The organism is Streptomyces sp. ADMS (assembly GCF_033441795.1).
In the GTDB taxonomy this organism is placed as follows: domain Bacteria; phylum Actinomycetota; class Actinomycetes; order Streptomycetales; family Streptomycetaceae; genus Streptomyces.
Window position 1 is genome coordinate 13,670 of the sequence record NZ_JAVFVX010000081.1, and the last position, 22,641, is coordinate 36,310.

Here is a 22,641-nt window from a genome sequence, read left to right on the forward strand (position 1 = left end):
GGCGCGCCCACCCCGGCCATGCCTCCGACAGGCCCCAACGCCCAAGACGGGTACGGCCTCCCGCACCCCGGCGCCCCCGCACCGGCACCGGTCTCTGAGACTTCCGCCCCGGCACCGGACGCCGCGCCCACCGGATACGGCTTCCCGACCCCGGCAACGCAGGCCGCCCCGACCGGCGCCGCCGGCCCCGCGCGCATTGCTCCCGGCCCTCAGGCCGGCTACGGCTTCCCCCAGCCCGGCGCGCCCACCCCGGCCCCCGCCGCCCCCAACGCCCAAGACGGGTACGGCCTCCCGCACCCCGGCGCACCGGCCCCGGATGCCCCCGGCGGTCAGCCCCCGGCTCCCGGCATCCCGGGGAACGCCACTTCCCCGGCCCCCGTCGGCAATGCCGTGCCCCCGAGCCCGGCGCCCGTCCCGAGTGAGCCGCCCGCCCAGGCTCCCAACCCCCAGGTCGGGTACGGCTTCCCGCCGCCCGCCGGTGCCCCCGCGGCACCGCAGCCCGGCTACGGCTTCCCGCACCCCGGTCAGCCTGTCGTCCCCGATGGTCCCGCCGGGGCGCCCGGTGGGTATGGCTTCCCCTTCCCGCACGCGTCCGCGCACCAGACGCCCCCGCATGCGCCGGGTACCGCTCCCGCGTCGTCTCCCCCGCCGCCCGGCAACCCCATGCCCGGCGTTCCGCAGGCCGGGCATCCCGTCGCGCCGCAGCCGCCCGTGGACCCGCGTACCGGAGCCGCCTGGCCGCAGCCCATGCAGCACGACCAGCGGCAGATGACCAACCCCGGTGCCGCACCGCTCGGTTACACCGCAGCCGTCGAACTGTCCTCCGACCGGCTGCTCAACAACAAGAAGCAGAAGGCGAAGAGCGGCCGGCCCGCGGCGGCGCCCTCCCGGTTCAAGATCGGCGGAAAGAAGGAGGAGGCCGAGCGGCAGCGCAAGCTCGAACTGATCCGTACGCCGGTGCTGTCCTGCTACCGCATCGCCGTCATCAGCCTCAAGGGCGGTGTCGGCAAGACGACCACGACCACCGCGCTCGGCTCGACCCTGGCCACCGAGCGGCAGGACAAGATCCTCGCCATCGACGCCAACCCGGACGCCGGCACGCTGGGCCGCCGTGTGCGGCGCGAGACCGGGGCCACCATCCGTGACCTCGTCCAGGCGATCCCGTACCTCAACTCGTACATGGACATCCGGCGGTTCACGTCCCAGGCGCCGTCCGGTCTTGAGATCATCGCCAACGACGTCGACCCGGCCGTCTCCACGGCCTTCAACGACGAGGACTACCGGCGCGCGATCGACGTGCTGGGCAGGCAGTACCCGGTCATCCTGACCGACTCCGGTACCGGTCTGCTCTACAGCGCCATGCGGGGCGTACTCGACCTCGCCGATCAGCTGATCATCATCTCGACGCCGTCCGTCGACGGTGCCAGCAGCGCCAGTACGACGCTGGACTGGCTGTCCGCCCACGGGTACGCGGAGCTGGTCTCGCGGTCCATCACCGTCATTTCCGGGGTGCGCGAGACCGGCAAGATGATCAAAGTGGATGACATCGTCTCCCACTTCGAGATGCGCTGCCGGGGTGTCGTCGTCGTTCCCTTCGACGAACACCTCGCCGCCGGTGCCGAGGTCGACCTCGACATGATGCGGCCCAAGGTGCGCGAGTCCTACTTCAACCTCGCGGCCATGGTCGCCGAGGACTTCGTACGGCATCAGCAGATGCACGGGCTCTGGACCTCGGACGGCAATCCGCCCCCGGTCGCGGCCCCGCCGATGCCGGGACACCAACAGCAGGTCCCGGGGCAGCCGGCGCAGGGGCAGGCGTACCCGGCCCCGCCCGCTCCGGGGCAGGGCCGGCAGGTTCCCCCGCAGCCCGGTCAGCAGGGGCAGTACCCGCCGCCCCAGCCCGGCCAGCCGTACCCGCCTCAGCAGCCGTACGGCTATCCGCCGCAGCCCGGGCAGCCCTACCAGCCGCCCCAGCAGCAGCCCCCGCAGCCCGGTTACCCGCAGCCTCCGCAGCAGCAGTAAGCCCGGTAGGCGGTAGCAGGAGGCAAAGGCGGCCGGTGCCCATCAGGCACCGGCCGCCTTCTCCTGTGTGCGCACCCATATGCGCGCCGAGGCTATTCCGCGGCCGCGATCAGCTCGCGGCACTTCTTCACGTCCTCGGCGATCTGTACGAGCAGCGCGTCCAGCGAGTCGAACTTGGCCTGGCCGCGCACGAACGCCAGGAAGCCGACGGCGACATGCAGGCCGTACAGATCGAGGCCCACGCGGTCGATGGCGTACGCCTCCACCGTCCGCTCCGTGCCGTCGAACTGCGGATTCGTGCCGACGGAGATCGCGGCGGGCATCGCCTCGCCGTCCACGTGCAGCCAGCCCGCGTAGACACCGTCGGCAGGGATCGCGGTGTGGGGCAGCGTCTCGACATTGGCGGTGGGGAAGCCCATTTCACGGCCTCGCTGAGCGCCTCGGACCACCACGCCCTCCACGCGGTGCGGGCGGCCGAGGATCTCGCGCGCACCCCCGACGTCACCCTCGCCGACCAGGCGACGCGTCAGCGTGGACGAGAACGGCTCGCCGCCGCCCGCCTCACCCGACAGATACAGGTCGACGACCTCGACCTCGAAGTCGTATGTGCGCCCGATTTCGCTCAGCAACTCCACATTGCCGGCCGCCTTGTGGCCGAAACGGAAGTTCGGGCCCTCGACGACCGCCCGGGCGTGCAGCTTGTCGACCAGGACCTTGACCACGAAGTCGGCCGGGGAGAGCTTCGAGAACCCCTTGGTGAAGGGGAGAATGAGGACGGCGTCGACACCGAGCCCGGCCATCAGTTCGGCGCGGCGGTGGTGCGGGGCCAGCAACGGCGGGTGGCTGCCCGGGCGCAGGACCTCACTGGGGTGCGGGTCGAAAGTGACGACGACCGAAGGAACGCCCAGCCCACGGGCGCGCTCCACCGCGTGCCGGACGATCAACTGGTGTCCGCGGTGGACTCCGTCATAGGAGCCGATGGTGACGACGCTGCGTCCCCAGTCCTCGGGGATGTCCTCCAAACCACGCCAGCGCTGCACTGTGACCGCTCCTCGTCGAACCCGTGTCCGTGTCTGCCTCTTACGCAGGCCTTCTTACGCAGGTCTAAGGGTGCCATGCCGCACGCGCCCCGCTCGCATCGGCATGGAGGCTGTGACGGGGCGCACGTGACCGGTTGTGGACCGTCGCCCCGTCGTATGCCCCGGCGCCTGTCCTATGCGGGGACCCCGACCCCCGCCAGGTTCTCGATCATGCGGCGGGTACTGGGGCCGACCACGGCCGCCCACTCCCCGGGAGTGTCCGTCAGCCAGCCCGCCACCAGCACCGCGAAGCCGGGCACCAGCCTGGCCAGCTCGACCAGACAGCAGTCGAAGCGCGTCGCACCGTCCGGAGTGCGAACGAGCAGCAGACCGCAGCGGTGCACGAGGCCCCGGGTGCGCCGTGCGCCGTGGCGGGTCGCGCCCTCCACTGTGGCGCGAAGCAGTGCGTCCAGGACGGTGGGGTCGTCCTCCCGGGCCAGGAGGGCTTCGAGGAGTTCGTGGCGGAGGGGGTCGGAGGCGGGGGTCCCGGGCGCGGCGAGCACGGTCGCGAGGGCCGCGCGCACCAGTGCCGGGCCGCCGTCGAGAAGGCCGGTGACCAGCGGGAGAAGTACGGGTCGGACGGTGGGGCCGTGGTCGAGGCGCCGGTCGACATACGCCGCCAGGTGCCCGGCGGTCTCCGGATGCCGCTCCACCACCTCCCGTACGAAGGCGGCGACGCGGCGGGCGAGGGCCGGGGTCGTGACATCGGCGAGGGTGCGCAGCGCGTCGCCGGCCTCCGGCCCGAGCAGCCTGGCCCGGAACGCGGCGAGAACCGGCTCCGGGTGGGTCGTGAGGGCGGCGACCAGGGCGCTCGGCGGGAGGTGCGGGTCTCCGGCCGTGAAGTGCCGCAGCGCCTGCGGGAGATGGCGGGCGCGGGTACGGGGATCACGGACGAGGAGCGCGAGCGCACCGCCGTGCAGCGCGCAGTCGCCCGGGTGGGCGAGCAGCGAGAGGGCCGCGTAACGCAGGAGGTCGCGGTCGGCCTCGGTGCGGGCCTGGGGTGCGGCGCGCAGTCCGTACGCCACCGCCGCGACGCGCCGGGCCGGACGATCGTCGTGCGCCCACCGGTCCACGGCCCGGCAGACGGCGGACGGCTCCTCCTCGGCGAGCACGGCGAGGAGTTCGTCCGCACGCCGGTGCGCGCTGTCGACGAGCACCTCGGTCAGGTCGTCCAGGGCCCGGTGGCGGTGAGTGTGGAGCAGCGCCTGGGCGGCGGTCGCCACGGTCGCGTCCGGCGTCGCGGGCAGCGGACGGTCGTCGTCGAACCAGCGGGCGAGGAGCGGTTGTACGGCCGTGGGGTCGTCGGCGAGCAGCTGGGCCACGGCATCCAGGTAGCGGGGCCGGTCGGAGTGGTCCGGAGGTTCGTCGCTGACGACGAGCCGGCGGAGGAGGTCGACGCGGGTGATGTCGGGGAGACGAAGAGCGGTCCAGAAGGAGGGGCCCAACTCCGGGGGGACGGTCAGGTGCCGCCTGCGCCGGGTCACGATGCGGTCGGCGAGGAGGCGCAGGACGTGGGTGTACGGGGTCGCGTCGGGGACGTGGCGGAGTACGTCCGTGAGGAGGTGGGTCGCCCACCAGGTGGCGGTTGCGCCGGGCGAGGTCGAGGCGGTTGGCTCCGGATCGATGGCTTGCACCAACTCCCTTAACCGTAGGGCCAGTTCTGGGGTGCCCTGTTGCCGGGAGAGGAGAAGCAGCGACTGGACGACCGGACCGATGCGGTGGGGCGGTACGGGAACGAGAGCCGCGTTCCCGTCACTCGGCGGGCGGCGTCGGTGGACCAGGGCGTGCAGGGCCTCGTCCAGGTCCAGGTGCGTGCCCTGGATCCAGTCGGCGAGTTCCTCGTGGGCGAAGCGGTAGCCGGTGCCTGCGGGGACGAGGAGTCCCTCGGTGAGGACGGCGGAGGCCCAGCCCGTGCCGCCGCCCAGCCGGACCGGGGCGAGGCCCCAGGGGAACACGGACTCGAAGGACGCGCGGTCCAACTCGCCCTGTCCGGGGCCCAGGCTGCGGCGGGCGGCCTCGTGGACCTGGCCGGAGACCTTGGCGGCGAGGCGGCGTACGGAAGTGCCGCGCAGGCCGTTCTCGGCGGCCAGGCGGACGGCGATGCGGAGGCACATCAGGTCGAGGTAGGCGGTGAAGACGTCGTGGCGGTCGAGGCGGGGGGTGGGGGTGTCTGGGTGGGTGGGCTGGGCGGGGAGGGCGGCGCGGACCTCGGACAGGAGTCGGAGGGTGAGGGGGTGGCGGGCGTCGTGGGGGGTGAGAGCGGTCGGGGGGATGGCATAGCGGGCCTGTGCCTGGTGGGCCTCGGCTTCGGTGAAGTCGGTGAGGTGGAGGTGGAGGTGGTGCGGGGGATGCGGGGGCCGTTGGGGTTCTTCGCCCCCGCCGCCCTTGCCCGTCCCATCTCTGGGGGCTGCGCCCCCAGACCTCCCTTCGGCCTGAACGGCCTCGTCCTCGAACGCCGGACGGGCCGAGATGCCTGGGCCTGGGCTGGAGGTGCGGCGGGGGCTGGTGGGCGGGAAGGAGACCTCGGCCGCACCGGCCTCGCCCTCGGACACCGGATCGGCTGGTCGTGCCCCGGTCTGTTCCCAGTACTCCGGGCGGCAGGCCACCACCAGGCGGGCGTTTGTTTCGTGGAGCCACTTTTCCGTTGCCCTCGTCCATTCGGGGGCTCGGTGAGCCAGGAGTGGGGGCATTTCCTCGGGGCCGTCCAGGAGGAGCAGGAGGGGGCGGCCGGTGTTGTGGGCCAGGCGGGCCAGGCGTTCCGGGGTGATGTCACCCAGGTCGGCGCCGTACGCACCCGACGCGGTCACGATCCGGGCCGCCCGGTCCAGCGCGCGGCGGGTCGCGTCCGCCACCGAGGTGTCCTTGTCACTCAGGTCGGCGCCGCGCAGCCACAGGGTGGGGGCCGGTTCCGTGTCCCGGTGGCGGCGGGCCGCGAGGGCCGCGAGTTCCGTCGTACGGCCGCTGCCCGGGGCACCGACCAGACCGAGGACGACGGCGGGGCTCTCGCGTACCGCGGTGAACGCCTTCAACTCCCTTGCCAGTTCAACCCGTTCGACCGGCTCCACCGCGCCCGCGTCCAAACCGCCCGAGGTACGGCCCACGAAGCCCGCCAGCGCGCCCGGCGGCCCGTCCGAGCCCACCGAGGTGGCCGTCAGTTCCAGGACACCCGCGAGATTGAGGTCGGCGCCGTACGCGGGCACCGTCGCCGCGTTGCGGGCGAGGAGGTCGGAGAGGGGGCCGGTGCCATCCGCGGGACGGTCACGGAGCGGGAGCGCGAAACCGGCCGCGCGATGTCCGGCCGGGTCTCCCGACGCTTCCGTCCGCTGCGGCAGGAGCACGGTGCCGAGCACCCCGAGCACCGCGCCGGTCGCACGGTCGAGCACCGGTCCACCGGCCGCGCCGCCGCCCGGTCGCAGCGCGTCGCTGCCCGCTGTGCCGATCGCCAACTCGAGGGCGTCGGGGAGGACGTGGAAGCGGTCCGCGGCCGTGTACGTGACGTCGGTCGTGCCGAGCACGCGCGCCTCCCGCCAGCCTCCCGCCGCGATCCGCACATACGTTCCGGTCGCGATCCGGTCGCGTACCGAGAGGGGGAGTGGGTCCGTACTCAGGCCTTCGGTGTGCACGAGGGCCAGACCGAGGACCGGAAGGATGGTCACGGCATCCGCCGTGGACACCACGCACGAGCGGTCGTCGGCGCCGTGCAGGACCAGCCGGGGCAGGCCGTCGACCGCCTCGACGCTGGTGATCAGCGTGCCGTGGTGGTCGGCCATGAAGCCCGTACCGCGTGGGCGTCCGGCCAGGTCGCACACCCGCACGAGTGACTCCTCGGCAGCTTCGACAGCGGCTTCGCCGTCCCGCTCCTCACGCGCACCGGCCGACGGCCGACGGCCACCCCCGGCGCGCGGGCCCCGTCCCACCATCGTCGTCCTCCCCGCCGTACACGCGAGCCTGCGTACGCACGCGTCTGCTTCGACGGTAGGCACCCGGTGATCAGCAGGACAGAGCGTGCGGCGAACGCGCCCCCTTCCGCCCCCTCGGTTCGCTCCGAGCGCCTGCCCGGACGGGTGAATGAATCGCGAGGGATGGATACACCCTTGGGTGGGGGAACCGAGGGGGGAACCGTGGAGCGGCGGAAACGTGTCCCCGTGATCGCCGCTCCACGGCTCGGTACCACTCTTCGGCACCCACTCCGGTGCGCGGGTCAGGCGGTCTCAGACGAAGACCGCCAGGCTCTTCGCCTTGCCCTTCTCCTCCTCCACCAGGGCAAGGAACTGCCCTGCGGGGTCGAAGACGGCCACGGCGCGCGCGCCCGTGTACTCCTCGGGCATCTCCAGCCGTACGCCGTTCGTCAGCAGCCGCGCCCGCCTCTCGTCCACGTTCCAGCGCGGGAACGCGGCGGTGGCCGCCTCGGCGATCGGCATCACCGTCAGGTCCTGCTGCAACTGGTCGAGCGTCCGGGCCCCGTCCAGCTTGTACGGGCCGACACGCGTCCGGCGCAGCGCGGTGAGGTGGCCGCCGACACCGAGGTCGGCGCCCAGGTCCCGGGCCAGCGCGCGGATGTACGTACCGGAGGAGCACACCACCGACACGACCAGGTCGAGTACGGGGGTCCCGTCGGCCGCGACCGCGTCCCGGACGTCGTACACCGCGAAGGAGGAGACGGTGACCGGGCGGGCCGGGATCTCGAACTCCTCGCCCTCCCGGGCCCGCTTGTAGGAGCGCACGCCGTCGATCTTGATGGCGCTGACCTTGGACGGCACCTGCATGATGCGGCCGGTCAGCTTGGCGACGCCGGCGTCGACGGCCTCGCGGGTGACCCTGGAGGCGTCGGTCGAGGAGGTGATGTCGCCCTCGGCGTCGTCGGTGAGCGTGTTCTGTCCGAGGCGGACGGTGCCCAGGTACTCCTTCTCGGTCAGCGCGAGGTGGCCGAGGAGCTTGGTCGCCCGCTCCACACCGAGGACGAGCACGCCCGTGGCCATGGGATCGAGGGTGCCGGCGTGGCCGACGCGACGGGTCCTGGCGATCCCGCGCATCTTGGCGACCACGTCGTGCGAAGTGAAGCCCGACGGCTTGTCGACGATGACAAGCCCGTCGGGCGTCCTGGTGTTCTTCTGCGTCATTCGGCGGTGTCGTCCTCGTCGTCCGGCTTCTTGTACGGGTCCGCGTCGCCGGCGAACGCGGCGCCCGCGGACGCCTGGCGCACCTGCGCGTCGGAGGCACGGGCCTTGTCGAGGAGGTCCTCGATGTTCTTGGCGGTGTCCGGAAGGGCGTCCGCGACGAAGGCCAGGGTCGGCGTGAACTTCACGCCCGCGGCCTGGCCGACGGCGGAGCGCAGGACGCCCTTGGCGCTCTCCAGGCCTGCGGCGGCTGCTGCCCGGTCCTCCTCGTCCCCGTACACCGTGTAGAAGACGGTCGCCTCCCGGAGGTCCCCGGTGACCCGGGTGTCCGTGATGGTGACGTGGGTGCCGAGGCGCGGGTCCTTGATCCCGCGCTGCAGCTTCTTCGCCACCACCTCTCGGATGAGGTCAGCCAACCTCTTCGCCCGCGCGTTGTCGGCCACTGGTCCGTCTCCCGTTCTTTCTGTTCTGCGTTTCTGCGCCTTGCGTTCTGCGTTCTTGCAGGTCGTTCAGCGGTGGTCATCAGCGCTAGTCGTCGTCGCCGTGGAGGCGCCGTCGTACGGACAGCAGTTCCACCTCGGGTCGACCGGCGACCAGTCGCTCGCACCGGTCGAGCACATCGGTGATGTGCCCCACGTCCCCGCCCACCACCGCCAGGCCGATACCGGCTCTGCGGTGCAGATCCAGATGCTCGACCTCGGCCGCGCTCACCGCGTACTTGCGCTGGAGTTCGGCGACGATCGGGCGGACTACGGAGCGCTTCTCCTTCAGCGAGCGTACGTCGCCGAGCAGGAGGTCGAAGGACAGAGTCCCCACGTACATGTGTGTATCCGGATGTCCCGCCGGTACGGGTTCGATGACCCCGCCGGCTGTATGGGCGGGGACATCGAGAACGGTACAACGAACGGGGCGACGGCTCGACGGGATTGTTCTCGCGCCCCCGCCGCCCCTACCCGTCCTTCTGGGGCTCCGTCCCGGACCCCGCTCCTCAAACGCCGGAGGGGCTGGAATGCCCAGCCCCTGGCAGACGGCCAGCTGGCCGACGGGGACTTCTCCCCGCCGGCCAGCTGGATCACGCACCGACTGCTCAGCCGCGCGGCTTCTCGCGCATCTCGTACGTCGCGATGACGTCGTCGACCTTGATGTCGTTGAAGTTGCCGAGGTTGATACCGCCCTCGAACCCTTCGCGGATCTCAGTGACATCGTCCTTGAAGCGACGCAGACCGGAGATGTTGAGGCTCTCCGCGATGACCTTGCCATCGCGCAGCAACCGCGCCTTGGTGTTGCGCTTGACCTCGCCGGAGCGGATCAGCACACCGGCGATGTTGCCCAGCTTGGACGAACGGAAGACCTCGCGGATCTCCGCCGTACCGAGCTCGACCTCTTCGTACTCCGGCTTGAGCATGCCCTTGAGGGCCGCTTCGATCTCCTCGATGGCCTGGTAGATCACCGAGTAGTAGCGGACGTCGACGCCCTCGCGCTCCGCCATCTGCGCCGCGCGGCCCGCAGCGCGGACGTTGAAGCCGATGACGATGGCGTCGGAGCCGGTCGCCAGGTCGATGTCCGACTCGGTGACCGCACCCACACCGCGGTGCAGGACGCGGATGTCGACCTCTTCGCCGACGTCGAGCTGGAGCAGCGAGGACTCGAGAGCCTCCACCGAACCGGACGCGTCGCCCTTGATGATGAGGTTGAGTTCCTGCACCAGACCGGCCTTGAGGGCCTCGTCCAGGTTCTCCAGGGAGAACCGGACACCCCGGCGGGCGAAGTTGGCGTTGCGCTCGCGCGCCGCCCGCTTCTCGGCGATCTGACGCGCCGTACGGTCCTCGTCGACAACCAGGAAGTTGTCGCCGGCGCCCGGGACGTTGGTGAGACCGAGGACGAGGACCGGGGTCGAGGGACCCGCCTCTTCCACGTTGTCGCCCTTGTCGTCGAGCATCGCGCGGACACGGCCGTACGCGTCGCCGACCACCATGGTGTCGCCGACCCGCAGGGTGCCTCGCTGGACCAGGACGGTCGCGACGGCGCCGCGGCCCTTGTCCAGGTGGGACTCGATCGCAATACCCTGCGCGTCCTGCTCCGGGTTGGCCCGCAGGTCGAGCGAGGCGTCCGCGGTGAGGACCACGGCCTCCAGCAGGCTCTCGATGTTGAGGCCCTGCTTGGCGGAGATGTCGACGAACATCGTGTCGCCGCCGTACTCCTCCGCCACCAGACCGAACTCGGTGAGCTGACCGCGCACCTTGGTCGGGTCCGCGCCCTCCACGTCGATCTTGTTGACCGCGACCACGATCGGCACACCGGCCGCCTTGGCGTGGTTCAACGCCTCGATCGTCTGGGGCATCACACCGTCGTTGGCCGCCACCACGAGGATCGCGATGTCGGTCGACTTGGCACCACGGGCACGCATGGCGGTGAACGCCTCGTGACCCGGGGTGTCGATGAAGGTGATGCGACGCTCTTCTTCGTTGACGACGGTCGCGACCTGGTACGCACCGATGTGCTGCGTGATACCGCCGGCCTCGCCCGCGACGACGTTCGTCTTGCGGATGGTGTCCAGCAGTCGGGTCTTACCGTGGTCGACGTGACCCATGACGGTCACGACCGGCGGACGCGCGACGAGGAACTCCTCGCCACCCTCGTCCTCGCCGAACTCGATGTCGAAGGACTCGAGCAGCTCGCGGTCCTCCTCCTCGGGGCTGACGATCTCGAGGACGAAGTTCATCTCGTCCGCGAGGAGCCTCAGCGTCTCGTCGGAGACGGACTGCGTGGCGGTGACCATCTCGCCGAGGTTCATCATCACGCCGACGAGCGACGCCGGGTTGGCGCCGATCTTCTCGGCGAAGTCGGTCAGGGACGCACCACGCGACAGGCGGACGGACTGTCCGTTGCCGCGCGGCAGCATCACGCCGCCGACCGACGGGGCCTGCATGGCCTCGTACTCCTGGCGCCTCTGCCGCTTCGACTTGCGACCACGACGCGCGGGACCACCGGGACGACCGAAGGCGCCCTGCGTGCCACCACGGCCACCCGGACCACCGGGACGACCGCCGAAGCCGGGACGGCCACCGCCGCCACCACCGGGACCACCGGGACGACCGGCGAAACCGCCGCCACCGCCACCGGGACCACCGGGACGACCGGCGAAACCGCCGCCACCGCCACCGGGACCGGCCGGACGGCCGGCGAAACCGCCGCCACCGGGACGACCGCCGCCGCCACCACCGGGACCACCGGGACGACCGCCGCCGCCACCGGGACCGCGGCCACCAGGGCCACCGCCGGGACGCGGGGTGCCCGCAGCGGGACGCTGCGGCATCATGCCGGGGTTGGGACGGTTGCCGCCGGGGCCGCCGCCGGGACGCGGAGCGCCACCGGGACCACCCTGCGGACGGGGCATGCCGCCCGGAGACGGACGCCCGCCGCCCGCACCCTGCGGACGCGGAGCACCCTGACCGCCGCCGGCGCCCTGCGGACGCGGAGCGCCACCGGGAGCACCGGGGCCACCAGGGCCGCCGGGACGCGGGGCACCGCCCGGACGGGGCGTCTGCGGACGCGCCATCCCGGTGGAACCACCGGACGTGAAGGGGTTGTTGCCCGGACGGGGACCGGCCGGACGGGCACCGCCGGGACGCGGCGCGCCCTGGCCACCCGGACGCGCGGCACCCGGACGCTCACCACGGCCCTGGCCACGGTCCTGACCGCGGTCCTGGCCCTGACCCCGGTCCTGACCGGGACCCGAGGGACGGGCGCCGGGACGCGGGGCACCGGGACGGGCACCGCTGGGACGCGGAGCCTGCGCGGCGGCCGGAGCGGCCGGGGCCGACGGCGGAGCGGTGAACTCCGGCGTGGCCGGCGCCGCGACGACCGGCTTCGGCGCGGGCTTGGGGCCCGGCGTCGGACGCGAGCCCTGGGGGGCCGGCGTGACCGGTGTGACCGGCGCACTCGGCGCGGCGGGCGCCTCGGGGCGCTCGGCCGCGGCGGGCTTGGGAGCCGGCGGCCGCGGGGCAGCCGGACGGGCCGACTGCGCCGGGGAGGGCGCGCCGGGCTTGGGGGCAGCCTTGCGGGGGGCGCCGGGCTTCGCGGCGGACTTGCCGTTGCCCCCGCCCTGGAAGGCGTCTGTCAACTTGCGTACTACGGGCGCCTCGATCGTCGAGGATGCCGATCGGACGAATTCACCGAGTTCCTGAAGCTTGGCCATGACGGCCTTGCTCTCTACCCCGAACTCCTTGGCGAGTTCGTATACCCGGACCTTAGCCACTTCGCTCCTTTTAGGTCCGGGTTGCGGCCGGACCGTCGCTACTTCATGGGCGTACTCATCGCGTGCTCATCGAGTGCTCATCGCAATCTCGACCTACTTCCAACTCGCGGGGGTACCAGAGCCGCACGGGGTTCCGCGCGACGCGTTCTACTGTGTTGCCTGCTCGACATAGCGGCGCAACGCCACCGTGTCGAGCGCTCCCGGGGCACGCAGTGCCCGTGGAAACGCCCGGCGGCGTACCGCCAGGTCGAGACAGACCAGGGCGGGATGCACGTACGCACCCCGGCCGGGCAGCGTACCGCGATGATCGGGGACACATTCACCCTCGACCGCCACGATGCGCAGCAGTTCCTTCTTGGCCGCTCGCTCCCGACACCCCACACAGGTGCGTTCAGGGCATACGCGGGCACGCGTCCGGCCAGACACCGCTAAGTCTACCTCCCCGCAGCGACCTCACCCCTTTGGGGCAAGAATCGAACGGCTGTTGTCGTGATCTCAGCCACCTGCGGCTTGGATCTATTCCCCAGCTAGTCCCGGGGCTGCTCAGCGGGCCGCTCGGACGGCTGCTCGGTGTCCGGACGGATGTCGATCCGCCAGCCGGTCAGCCGGGCCGCGAGCCGGGCGTTCTGGCCCTCCTTGCCGATCGCCAGCGACAGCTGGTAGTCGGGGACCGTCACGCGCGCGGAGCGGGCCGCCAGGTCGACCACCTCGACCTTGTTGACCCGGGCCGGGGACAGAGCGTTGGCCACCATGTCGGCCGGGTCGTCCGACCAGTCGACGATGTCGATCTTCTCGCCGTTCAGCTCGGCCATGACGCCGCGCACCCGGCTGCCCATGGGGCCGATGCAGGCCCCCTTGGCGTTCAGACCGCTGCGCATCGAACGGACGGCGATCTTCGTGCGGTGACCGGCCTCACGCGCGATGGCCGCGATCTCGACGGAACCGTCGGCGATCTCGGGCACCTCCAGCGCGAAGAGCTTCTTCACCAGATTGGGATGCGTGCGCGAGAGAGTGACGGACGGACCGCGCACTCCCTTCGCCACCCGGACGACGTACGACCGCAGCCGCAGCCCGTGCGTGTAGGTCTCCCCGGGGACCTGCTCCTGCACCGGCAGGATGGCCTCCAGCTTGCCGATGTCCACGAGCACGTTCTTCGGGTCGCGGCCCTGCTGGACGACACCCGTGACGATGTCGCCCTCGCGGCCGGCGTACTCGCCGAGCGTCGCGTCGTCCTCGGCGTCCCGAAGGCGCTGCAGGATGACCTGCTTGGCGGTGGAGGCGGCGATCCGCCCGAAGTCCGACGGGGTGTCGTCGAACTCACGTGCCTCCTGCCCCTCCTCCAGTTCCTGAGGGTCCTCCTTCGCCCACACGGTCACATGACCGGTCTCCCGGTCGAGCTTCACACGCGCGTGGCGGCGGCTTCCCTCGGTGCGGTGGTAGGCGATGAGGAGGGCCGACTCGATCGCCTCGACCAGCAGGTCGAAGGAGATCTCCTTCTCCCGCACCAAGCCCCGCAGGGCACTCATGTCGATGTCCACGGCTACGCCTCCTCCTCTTCCGTCATGTCCTGCTTGTCCTTGCGGTTGAACTCGACCTGGACGCGAGCCTTGTCGATGTCGGCGAAGGCGAGCCTGCGGGCGGTGGCCTTGCGGCCCTTCACGCCCGGCACTTCGAGGTCCATGCCCGTGTCGTCCATGGCCAGGATTCTGGCGACCAGTTCGCCGCCCTCGGCGAGCTGGAACCTCACCAGGCGGTCGACGGCGCGTACGTAGTGCCGGTGCTCGGTGAGTTCGCGCTCGGCGCCGGGGGTGCCGACCTCCAGGGTGTACTCCCCCGCGCCCATCGCGTCGGTCTCGTCGAGCTTCGCCGAGAGCGCGCGGCTCACATCGGCGATCGCGTCCAGATCGGCGCCGTCGTCGGAATCGACGACGACCCGCAGCACTCTCTTGCGCCCGACGGACTCCACTGCGATCTCTTCGAGATCGAGACCCTGCGAGCTGACGAGCGGCTCCAGGAGCTCTCGAAGCCTCTCGCTCTGGGTGGTGCTCATCCGGGTGACTCCTCGGCCGCGTGTGCTGTTGTGGGTAGGTCGCGTGTCAGGTCAAAGGGTATCCGGTCCCGGGGGGTGTTGCCGTCCACCTGGACACCGCCCGTGGCCGACTGCGCCGGTGGCGGGCCGCGGGCCGGGGCGCGGGTACGGTGATCACGGGCGTGCTGCCCTTCCCTGGTGTTCCGTTCGTACGAGCCCTCCGAGGACGTCTGCCGTGCCGTTCCCCCCGCCGTCGCACACCCCGCTGGGAACCTTTCCGGGTTTGCGCCGAAGGACCCTGCTCGCCTCGTCGGCGGCGGGCGCCGTCCTCCTCGTGGGCTGCACCACCGAGTCCGACTCGACGGCCACGAGCGCCGGCAGCCCGTCGGTGGCCGAGCGCACGCGCGCGCGTGCGGCCCGCGACAGCACCGGACTCGTACAGCAGTACGACGCGGCGATCGCCGCGTTTCCGGTACTGGCGGAGCGGCTCTCGGAGCTGCGGGCGGAGGCCGTACGGCACGCGGAGGCTTTCGGGGGCGGCGGGCCGACACCGACACCCACCACCACGCCGACGTCGGCATCCGCGTCACCTTCGGCTTCCGCGGCGCCGGTGAGCGAGCAGGACGCCCTTGCCGGGCTCGCCGCCGCCGAGCGGACCCTCGTGGACAGGCGTACGAGGGCACTGCTCGAGGTACCGGGCGAGCTGGCGCGACTACTGGCCTCGGTGGCGGCCTCTGGGGCCGCGCATGTGTATCTGCTGACGGAAGGTTCGAAGTGAGCGGGGCGAAGTCGAGGAAGTCGGAGAAGGACACCGCTGAGCTGACGGCGCTCCAGGCCGCTCTGGGCGCCGAGCACGCGGCGGTGTACGGGTACGGGGTTGTCGGCGGGCTGATCGGCGAGGCCCGCCGGAGCGAAGCGCAGGCCGCGTACGACGCCCACCGGGCCCGGCGAGACGAGCTGGCGCGCGCGGTGCGGGCCCTCGGGGGCACGCCGGTGGCGGCGGCTGCCGGCTACGCCCTGCCGTTCCCCGTGTCGGACCCGGACGCCGCCGTCCGGCTCGCGGCCGAACTGGAGGAGCGGGTCGCCGGGGTGTACTCCGACCTGGTCCGGGCAGCCGCGGGCGAGCGGCGCCGGACGGGTGCCGAGGGGCTGCGGGAGGCCGCGGTGCGGGCGGTGCGCTGGCGGGGAGGGAGCGTACCCTTCCCTGGGCTCGCCGAGCGGGCCGGCTCCGCGTCGGCGACACCCACCGCATAGCCCTTACCTCATACCGCACACCGGAAGGAAACGACCAGCGCATGGCTTTCGCACCGCCGCCCCGTCTCGTGAGGGCACTCGGCGAGACGCCACCGGACGGTGACGACTGGCTGGCGCGACTGCCCCTGGCGGCTCAACAAGCCGTGGATCTACGCGTGTTGACCGTGGAGCGGGTACAGGTTCCGGGCGGGCGCAGCAGTCTGGTGGTGCTGGTGCGGCGAGCGGACGGTACGCCCGCCGTTCTGAAGCTCGCGCCGCGCCGGGCCCGGCCGGAGAGCGAGCGGGCCGCGCTGGCGCACTGGGGCGGGGTGGGTGCGGTGCAGTTGCTGGAGTCGTCCGCCGACGAGGGTGTGCTGTTGCTGGAGCGGCTGCATCCGGATGTGTCGGTGCGGTCGCTGCCCGAGGCGAAGGCGCTGCTGGAGGCGGCGGGGACGTTGCGGCGGCTGTGGGTCGAGCCGCCCGCCGGCTCGACCGGGGTGTTCGAGACGGTGGCCGCGCGGACCGGGCGGCAGGCCGAGGCGATGTCGGCGAGCGCCGGTGCGGATACCGAGGTGGCGCCGCTCGTCGAGGCGGCGCTCGCGGCGCGCGAGGAGTTGCTGGTCGCGCCGCCCGAGGGACGGTTGTTGCACGGCACGTTCCGGCAGAGCAAGGTGCTGGCCGGCGAGCGGGTGCCCTGGCTGGCGGTGGGGCCCGATCCGGTGATCGGTGAGTGCGCGTTCGATCTGGCGCGGCTGGTCCGGGACCGGGTGGAGGACCTGATCGCGTCGTCGTCGGGCGCGGCGATCACCCGGCGGCGGGTGAAGCGGCTCGCTGAGTCGCTGGATGTGGATCAGGAGCGGCTGCGGGGGTGGACGTTGTTCCGGGCGGTGGAGTCGGGGGTTCGGGCGCTGCGGGTGGGCCGGCCGAAGGACGCGGAGTTGTTGTTGGAGTTCGCCGGGTGGCTCTGAGGTCCGGGGGCGGCTGCGGGTCCGTGGGGGCTGGTTCACGCAGTTCCCCGCGCCCCTGCGCTGGTCACCCGGCCGTAAGTTTGAGCGCCAGGACAGGGCAGTCGGACGCTGCTCTGCGGGCCCGTTTGATCGTTCTGGCGGGGATGGGGGCGTCGTCTACGAGTGGGTAGCCCCATTCGTCCAGTGTGATGTGTTCCGGGATCAGTTCGGAGCACAGGCCGTGGGCCTGGCAGGCCGTCCAGTCGATGTCGATCGTCGTCTGCTGGCTCTGGGGCATGTCAGCTCCGGTCGTTGGGCACGGGCAACAGGGGGGTCGGGTCCGTCGCCGTGCAGAAACCGGCCGCGTTCGGCGCCGGTGTCCGTGCCGATGCCGATGCCGTGGACGAGGGCGATCGGCCAGGAGGCGTACGCGAGCCAGTGCACCGCACGCCAGGTGCGGTGGCCGAGGCGGGCGCGCAGGAGGCTGGTGACCAGCACCGCGAGCATCAGGTCGAGGGCGACCGTACCGAGGCCCAGCCAGAGGGGCTGGTAGCCGGAGACGAAGGGGACGAGGGCGTCGAGGGGAGTGATGTCGACATAGCCGTCGATCACCGCGGCGGCTACGTGGAGGGCGAGGAAGGCCGTGGCGGAGAGGGAGAGGGTGCGGTGGAGGGTCACGGTGCCGAATCTGGGCAGGCCGGGGAGCTTTCCTCGCAGTCTCACGGCGATGCCCAGCAGGACGACGACGGTGAAGAGGACCAGACATGCGGCGCCTGTTGCCCGGTTGGCGTACCAGAGGGTTTCGGAGGTCATGCGGCTGCGTCCCCCTCCGTCGTGGCTACTGCTGGTCCGGGGGCTGTGTCCCCAGACCCCCCTTCGGCCTGAACGGCCTCGTCCGCAATCGCCGGACGGGCTGAAAGCGGCCACCCCGGCGTCGTCAGGACCGTCCCGTTTCTCGCCACCAGCCTCGCCGGGAGACCCAGCCCCGTCAGCCAGCGTTCCGCGCCCGCGCCCTTCACCAAAGCCGCCGTGCTCGCCGCGTTGGCGTCGGCGCAGTTCGCCGCTGCCACGGAGACCGTGCGCCAGGGGGTGTGGACAGGGAGGCCCGTGTTCGGGTCGATGACGTGGTGGAGGGTGTGCTCGCCCCGGCGCCAGTGGCGGGCCGCCGTGCCGGAGGTGGCGAGGCCGCCGCTGTGGAGGCCGATGGTGGCGTACGGGCCCTGCGTGGGCGGCTCTTCCACCGGGCCGGTGATGTCCTGGACGCGGATGCGCCAGCCGCCCGCCGGGGGCTTGCCCGCGACCGCGGTGTCGCCGCCGAGGCTCACCAGGACTCCGCAGCCCGCGGCCTGGGCCAGCGTCCGCGCGGCCCGGTCGGCGGCCCATGCCTTCGCGGTGGCGCCCAGGTCGAGGCGGATGCCGGACGGGACGGTGACCGTACCGGTCGCGTGGTCCAGGTGTATCCGCCGCCAGCCGGGGACGCGCCGCACGGTGAGCCTTACCGGGCGGTCGTCCTCCTGGACGAGGGTGAAGTCGCGGTCGTAGCCGAGGGCGTCCAGTGCCGAGCCGACCGTCGGGTCCACGGCTCCGTCGGTGGCCTCTGCCGCACGCAGGGCCACGGCCAGGGCCTCGGCGAGCAGCGGGCTGACCCGGGTCGGACGGCCGTCGGTGTCGTCCAGGGCGGAGAGTTCGGAGTCGGCGCGGAATCGGCTGCAGGAGGCGTCGACCTCGGCCAGATGGCGGGCCAGGAGGAGGTTGCAGGAGTCCAGCATGCCCGGGTCGGTGGTGACGAGACGGACGCTGATGCCTAGGGCACGCCAGTCCGCGGCGGCCGTGGGGCGGACTGCGGTGGCCATCACGACGCCCCCGAGGTGGAGTCGGCGAAGCCGCTGGAGTCCGAGGAGGTCAGGTCGTCGGAGGAGGACTGGAGGTCTGCGGACGCGGAGCCCGAGGAGTCCGCGGAGACCGAGGAAGTCGAGGACGAGCTGTCCGATGAACTGTCCGCGGTGGACGCGTCCGACGACGAGGATGCATCCGTACCGCTGCTCGAACTCGACGACGCCGAACTGGACGTCGAGTCCGCGGTGCCGCTCGCGGTCGTGGTCGCGGCCGACTCCATCGTGCCCACCAGCGCGAACACCCCGGCCGCCGCGGCCAGCGAGACCGCCGCCGCCACGGCCGCCGTACGCCGTACCCCCCTGCGCACCGCCGCGGCGGCTCTCCGCTCCCGCTCCCTGCCCGTCATGGCCGTTCCCCTCCGTAGGACGTGACTCCGTGTCACGCCCTACGGTCGGGCAACGGCCTGAGAGAATTCTGTGAGGCGTCCATACGCCTCCCGAGAACTCTCTGAGAGGTGGCTTTAATACGCGCCGGACATCAGGCAGCGGTCAGGCGGGCGACCGCTTCCTCGACCGTCAGTTCCTCGCGCTCGCCCGTCCGGCGGTCCTTCAGTTCCAGGACGCCCTCGGCCGAACGGCGGCCCGCCACCAGGATCTTCGGTACGCCGATCAGCTCGGCATCCGTGAACTTGACGCCCGGGGAGACACCCGCGCGGTCGTCGACCAGGACCCGGACGCCGGCCGCGGCCAGCTTGTCGGAGACGTCGAGGGCCAGTTCGGTCTGGAGGGCCTTGCCCGCGGCGACGACGTGGACGTCGGCCGGGGCGATCTCCTTGGGCCAGCACAGGCCCTGCTCGTCGGCATGCTGCTCGGCGAGGGCGGCGACCGCGCGGGAGACACCGATACCGTACGAGCCCATGGTCACGCGGACCGGCTTGCCCTGCCGGCCGAGGACGTCGAGGCTGAGGGCGTCGGCGTACTTGCGGCCGAGCTGGAAGATGTGGCCGATCTCGATGGCGCGGTCCAGCTTGAGGCCGGTGCCGCAGGCCGGGCAGGGATCGCCGTCCTGGACGACCACGGAGTCGATGTACTCGTCGACCTCGAAGTCACGGCCGGCGACGACGTTCCTCGCGTGCAGGCCCTCCTTGTTGGCACCGGTGATCCAGGTGGTGCCGGGGGCGATGCGCGGGTCCGCGAAGTAGCGGACCTTCTCCAGTCCCTGCGGGCCGACGTAGCCACGTACGAGGTCGTCGCGGCCGGTGAAGTCCTCGGCGGTGACGAGTTCGACGGCGGCGGGCGCGAAGTGCGCCTCGACCTTGCCCATGTCGACCTCACGGTCACCGGGGACGCCGATCGCGACAATCTCGCCGTCCACCTTGACCAGGAGGTTCTTGAGCGTGGCGGAGGCGGCGACGTTCAGGTGCGCGGCGAGCGTCTCGATGGTCGGGGTGTCGGGGGTGGGGATCTCTTCAAGGGCGGGGACGGCCGAGCCGTCCACCGGCTGGAGCGCGTACGTGATCGCCTCGGAGTTGGCGGCGTAGTCGCAGTTGGGGCAGTCGGCGAAGGTGTCCTCGCCTGCGGCGGCCGGGGCGAGGAACTCCTCGGACTTGGAGCCGCCCATGGCGCCCGCGGTGGCGGCGCAGATGCGGTAGTCGAGGCCGAGACGCGCGAAGATCTTCTGGTAGGCCTCGCGGTGCAGGGCGTACGACTGGGCCAGGCCCTCGTCCTCCGTGTCGAAGGAGTACGAGTCCTTCATGAGGAACTCGCGGCCGCGCAGGATGCCGGCGCGCGGGCGGGCCTCGTCGCGGTACTTGTTCTGGATCTGGTAAAGGATCACCGGCAGGTCCTTGTAGGACGTGCACTGGTCCTTGACCAGGAGGGTGAAGATCTCCTCGTGGGTCGGGCCGAGGAGGTAGTCGCCACCCTTGCGGTCGTTGAGGCGGAACAGCTCCGGGCCGTACTCGTCCCAGCGGCCGGTCGCCTCGTAGGGCTCCCTCGGCAGCAGGGCGGGCAGCGTGACCTCCTGGGCGCCGATGGCGTCCATCTCCTCGCGGACGACGCGCTCCACGTTGGCCAGGACCTTCTTGCCGAGCGGCAGCCAGGACCACAGACCGGCGGCCGTACGACGCACATAACCCGCCCTGACCAGCAGCTTGTGGCTGAGCACCTCGGCGTCGGCGGGGTCGTCACGCAGTGTCTTGACCATCAAACGGGACATGCGCTGGACCTGGGCCTGGGCCATGATTCTCGACTCCTGCTGCTTAAGGGTGATGGCAGGAGGTTAGCCGGGGGGTGCGGGACGGTGGAAATCGACTAGCGCCTGCGCAGCGGGAGGGGGGCTCCCATCACCGCGTACGGCTTCGGGGCGCTGGGGAAGAGGACCTGGCGGGCCAGGTCCTCGTAGCCGAGGGAGTGGTAGAGGCCGCGGGCCGGGCTGTCGGTGTCGATCGCGGAGAGGATCGAGCGGGGTTCGGCGGCGCCGTGGGTGATGGCGGTGATGAGGGCGCGGCCGACGCCGATGTTCTGGTAGGTCGGGTGGACGTGCAGTTCGGTGATGACGAAGGAGTCGTCGAGCCAGGCGTCGTGGCCCTGTCGGCGCAGATACGGCTCGACGACGGTGGACCACCAGTGCGTACGGTCGTTCGGCATGCCGTACACGAACCCGGCGAGCCGTCCCCCGGGGGTGGTCGCGCCGAGCGCTCGGGCACCGGGGTAGGTCAGATGCCGCAGGACGATCTGCCTGCGTACGGCGATTTCGTCGGCGCCCAGCCCGAACGCCACGGCCTGGACGGCGAGCGCCTCGTCGACCCGGGCGGTGAGGTCCAGGGGGCCGATGACCACGTCCTGAGGGCGGGGGTGCTGGCGGCCATGACCGGGGAAGCGCGGCATGTCCGGAGACTACAGGGGGTGCGGAGCGTCCTTACCGGCTGCGGGGCGGATGTGGCTGACCTCCCATGCGTCTCCGGGTTGTTCGGGTTTCGCGGGGTACTTCAGAACAGGACGCTCATGAAAGCTCCGACTTCCTGGAAGCCCACCCTCAGGTACGTCCGGCGGGCCGGGGTGTTGAAGTCGTTCACGTACAGGCTGACCACTGGAGCCACGTCCGCGAGGGCGTAGCGCAGGACGGCGGCCATGCCGGGGGCGGCGAGGCCCAGGCCCCGGTATTCGGGGGCCACCCATACGCCCTGGATCTGGCAGGCCTGCGCGGTCGCGGCGCCGACCTCCGCCTTGAAGGCGACCTTGCCGTGTTCGTCGAGGCGGGCGAACGAGCGGCCGGAACCGACCAGTTCGGCGACCCTGGCCTGGTAGAGGAGGCCGCCGTCGCCGGCGAGCGGCGAGATGCCGACCTCCTCGGTGAACATCGCCACGCACGCCGGCATGATCGTCTCCATCTCGTCCTTGCGGATACGGCGGACGTACGGATCCGGAGCGACGAGAGAGGGGTCGGGCAGCCGGTCGGTGACCATGAGGGGCTGGTGGCGGCGGACTTCCCGGGCGGGGCCCCAGCTCGGTTCGAGCAGGCGCCACAGCTGGGTGGTGGCTTCGGCGGGGCCGACGATGGAGGAGCAGCGGCGGCCCGCTCGCCTGGCCCGGTCGGCGAAGGCGCGTACGGCGCGAGGGGTGGCGCAGATCGGGACGAGGTTGGCGCCCGCGTAGCAGAGGGAGGTGAGCATGCCGTCCTCGTACCAGCCCCACATCTCGCCGCCGAGGCGCCAGGGGTCGAGGCCGGCGATCTGGACACGGGACGTCACGAAGGCGTTCGCAACCGGCTCGCGGCCGAGGACAGCGAGTGCGGCGTCCAGGTCGCCCGGTTCGAGCACCCGGGAGGTGGTCTGCGTCAACACGTGCGGGCCTCACCATGCGGTCTGCTGATCTCCGCACTGTACCTGCGGAAGCTGAGCGGCGTCGCCCTGTGTTTGTGTGCCGCTCGCCTGTCGGTGGACGTCGGCTGGCGTGCCGTCCCTGGGGGCTGCCGCCCCCGGACCCCCGCTCCGGCCCTGAACGGGCCTTGTCCTCGAACGCCGGACGGGCTGGGGTGCCTGGGCCGACACGGAGAAGGCACCGCCCCGGCTGCAGAGACCACCGGGGCGCGGGCGAGAAAGAAACCGGGGCTCAACCTG

Annotated in this window: 20 protein-coding genes; 5 read left to right on the forward strand and 15 right to left on the reverse strand. The window is 71.9% G+C overall.

All coding sequences use genetic code 11. The annotated features are described in order from the left end of the window. Positions 1-2,022: AAA family ATPase (locus tag RB628_RS28620; RefSeq protein WP_318323416.1), on the forward strand; the 2,022-nt coding region annotated here is incomplete at its 5' end. 92 nt (positions 2,023-2,114) lie between these two features. On the opposite strand, the gene RB628_RS28625 is transcribed toward RB628_RS28620, so the two are convergent. From RB628_RS28625 to rimP, 9 genes are all read right to left on the reverse strand, one after another. Next, positions 2,115-3,062 (reverse strand): bifunctional riboflavin kinase/FAD synthetase, encoded by a 948-nt coding sequence (locus tag RB628_RS28625; protein ID WP_318323417.1) that lies wholly within the window; start codon positions 3,060-3,062, stop codon positions 2,115-2,117. A gap of 173 nt (positions 3,063-3,235) precedes the next feature. Next, a complete protein-coding gene (locus tag RB628_RS28630; RefSeq protein WP_318323418.1) occupies positions 3,236-7,021 on the reverse strand; it encodes a serine protease in 3,786 nt (1,261 codons plus the stop codon). 291 nt (positions 7,022-7,312) lie between these two features. Beyond that, positions 7,313-8,221, reverse strand: coding sequence for a tRNA pseudouridine(55) synthase TruB (gene truB, locus RB628_RS28635; RefSeq protein ID WP_318323419.1), 909 nt, complete (start codon positions 8,219-8,221; stop codon positions 7,313-7,315). Further along, the gene (gene rbfA / locus RB628_RS28640) at positions 8,218-8,661 is read right to left on the reverse strand and encodes a 30S ribosome-binding factor RbfA (RefSeq protein WP_318323420.1); all 444 of its coding nucleotides are present in this window, start codon (positions 8,659-8,661) and stop codon (positions 8,218-8,220) included. The genes truB and rbfA overlap by 4 nt, the downstream gene beginning before the upstream one ends. Before the next feature lie 85 nt (positions 8,662-8,746). Next, positions 8,747-9,040 (reverse strand): DUF503 domain-containing protein, encoded by a 294-nt coding sequence (locus RB628_RS28645; RefSeq protein ID WP_318323421.1) that lies wholly within the window; start codon positions 9,038-9,040, stop codon positions 8,747-8,749. Between the two features lie 265 nt (positions 9,041-9,305). Then, complete coding sequence (gene infB / locus RB628_RS28650; RefSeq protein ID WP_318323422.1) at positions 9,306-12,476, reverse strand: translation initiation factor IF-2; 3,171 nt, start codon at positions 12,474-12,476, stop codon at positions 9,306-9,308. A gap of 147 nt (positions 12,477-12,623) precedes the next feature. After that, the gene (locus tag RB628_RS28655) at positions 12,624-12,902 is read right to left on the reverse strand and encodes a YlxR family protein (protein WP_318323423.1); all 279 of its coding nucleotides are present in this window, start codon (positions 12,900-12,902) and stop codon (positions 12,624-12,626) included. A gap of 101 nt (positions 12,903-13,003) precedes the next feature. Beyond that, the gene (gene nusA, locus RB628_RS28660) at positions 13,004-14,014 is read right to left on the reverse strand and encodes a transcription termination factor NusA (RefSeq protein ID WP_318323424.1); all 1,011 of its coding nucleotides are present in this window, start codon (positions 14,012-14,014) and stop codon (positions 13,004-13,006) included. A 2-nt stretch (positions 14,015-14,016) separates the two neighbouring features. Next, the gene (rimP, locus tag RB628_RS28665) at positions 14,017-14,526 is read right to left on the reverse strand and encodes a ribosome maturation factor RimP (protein WP_318323425.1); all 510 of its coding nucleotides are present in this window, start codon (positions 14,524-14,526) and stop codon (positions 14,017-14,019) included. Between the two features lie 214 nt (positions 14,527-14,740). Between rimP and RB628_RS28670 the strand changes: the two genes are divergently transcribed. The 3 genes from RB628_RS28670 to RB628_RS28680 are packed head-to-tail and all read left to right on the forward strand — an operon-like array spanning position 14,741 to position 16,706. Beyond that, a complete protein-coding gene (locus RB628_RS28670) occupies positions 14,741-15,283 on the forward strand; it encodes a hypothetical protein (protein ID WP_412180739.1) in 543 nt (180 codons plus the stop codon). Continuing rightward, on the forward strand, positions 15,280-15,759 hold the full coding sequence (locus RB628_RS28675) for a ferritin-like domain-containing protein (RefSeq protein ID WP_318323427.1): 480 nt from the start codon (positions 15,280-15,282) through the stop codon (positions 15,757-15,759). The genes RB628_RS28670 and RB628_RS28675 overlap by 4 nt, the downstream gene beginning before the upstream one ends. Before the next feature lie 41 nt (positions 15,760-15,800). After that, positions 15,801-16,706: an aminoglycoside phosphotransferase family protein gene (locus RB628_RS28680; RefSeq protein WP_318323428.1), complete on the forward strand. Its 906-nt coding sequence runs from the start codon at positions 15,801-15,803 to the stop codon at positions 16,704-16,706. Between the two features lie 64 nt (positions 16,707-16,770). Here the strand turns inward: RB628_RS28680 and RB628_RS28685 are convergent, their stop codons facing one another. The 3 genes from RB628_RS28685 to RB628_RS28695 are packed head-to-tail and all read right to left on the reverse strand — an operon-like array spanning position 16,771 to position 18,538. Then, positions 16,771-16,983 (reverse strand): ferredoxin, encoded by a 213-nt coding sequence (locus tag RB628_RS28685; protein WP_318323429.1) that lies wholly within the window; start codon positions 16,981-16,983, stop codon positions 16,771-16,773. Continuing rightward, positions 16,908-17,498, reverse strand: a complete 591-nt coding sequence (locus tag RB628_RS28690) for a ferric reductase-like transmembrane domain-containing protein (protein ID WP_318323430.1) — start codon at positions 17,496-17,498, stop codon at positions 16,908-16,910. Before RB628_RS28690 ends, RB628_RS28685 begins: the two co-directional genes overlap by 76 nt. Then, complete coding sequence (locus tag RB628_RS28695; protein WP_318323431.1) at positions 17,495-18,538, reverse strand: FAD:protein FMN transferase; 1,044 nt, start codon at positions 18,536-18,538, stop codon at positions 17,495-17,497. The genes RB628_RS28690 and RB628_RS28695 overlap by 4 nt, the downstream gene beginning before the upstream one ends. A gap of 15 nt (positions 18,539-18,553) precedes the next feature. On the opposite strand from RB628_RS28695, the gene RB628_RS28700 reads away from it, so the two are divergent. After that, positions 18,554-18,952 (forward strand): hypothetical protein, encoded by a 399-nt coding sequence (locus tag RB628_RS28700; protein WP_318323432.1) that lies wholly within the window; start codon positions 18,554-18,556, stop codon positions 18,950-18,952. A gap of 106 nt (positions 18,953-19,058) precedes the next feature. Here the strand turns inward: RB628_RS28700 and RB628_RS28705 are convergent, their stop codons facing one another. The 3 genes from RB628_RS28705 to RB628_RS28715 all read right to left on the reverse strand — a co-directional run bounded on the left by RB628_RS28705 (position 19,059) and on the right by RB628_RS28715 (position 22,365). After that, on the reverse strand, positions 19,059-20,762 hold the full coding sequence (locus RB628_RS28705) for a proline--tRNA ligase (RefSeq protein WP_318323433.1): 1,704 nt from the start codon (positions 20,760-20,762) through the stop codon (positions 19,059-19,061). Between the two features lie 71 nt (positions 20,763-20,833). Continuing rightward, positions 20,834-21,409, reverse strand: a complete 576-nt coding sequence (locus RB628_RS28710) for a GNAT family N-acetyltransferase (RefSeq protein WP_318323434.1) — start codon at positions 21,407-21,409, stop codon at positions 20,834-20,836. 101 nt (positions 21,410-21,510) lie between these two features. Continuing rightward, on the reverse strand, positions 21,511-22,365 hold the full coding sequence (locus RB628_RS28715) for a GNAT family N-acetyltransferase (protein WP_318323435.1): 855 nt from the start codon (positions 22,363-22,365) through the stop codon (positions 21,511-21,513). Positions 22,366-22,641: the final 276 nt, after the last annotated feature.